Consider the following 582-nt stretch of genomic DNA (forward strand, 5'->3'; position numbering starts at 1 on the left):
CTAGGGCATGACATTTGTGTCATGTTCTTTTTTCAGTTATGAGGGTAAACTAGTGTTATCTTAATAATGGAGGATAAATTAATGGAAGCTACGATAAATTTTGAGAGTGTTTATGGTAAAGTTAGACCCATTGTGTTGAAGTTGATGCAGGTTTATTTTATCAAGCTGTGGGAACGAGAGGATTGGCACCAAGAGGGGATGATAACCTTATATCAGTTATTGGCTAAGGAACCAGAGCTAGTTTTGAATACGAGAAAAATGTGTGTTTATTTTAAGACAAAATTTTCGAACCGTGTTAAGGATGAGCTTCGAAAACAAGAGAGTGTCAAGAGAGGTTTTGATCGGATGGCATATGATGAAATTGGGGAGGTAGCTCATTCGGTATCAGGTGATGGATTAGACGTATGTGAATTGGTTGCGTATAGGGAAGCTATAAAAGAGTTGTGTAAGGAGTTATCAGATGAGGAGAAAGAGTATTTAAGGTATTTAATGAGTGGGGAATGTTTTAAGGGGAGACGTGCTTTTCAGAGAAAGGTTAAAGCTAAGTTAGGGAGACTTGGATGGGGGAGCGATTATCGGTGG

At 38.7% G+C, this 582-nt stretch carries 1 protein-coding gene; it reads left to right on the top strand.

Features of this window, described 5'->3' with window-relative positions; translation table 11 throughout:
• Window positions 1-81: 81 nt before the first annotated feature.
• The coding region (locus GZ996_RS11680) for a sigma-70 family RNA polymerase sigma factor (protein ID WP_162012128.1) at window positions 82-582 on the top strand (501 nt) is incomplete at its 3' end.

The organism is Streptococcus sp. S784/96/1 (assembly GCF_902729355.1).
Classification (GTDB): domain Bacteria; phylum Bacillota; class Bacilli; order Lactobacillales; family Streptococcaceae; genus Streptococcus; species Streptococcus caledonicus.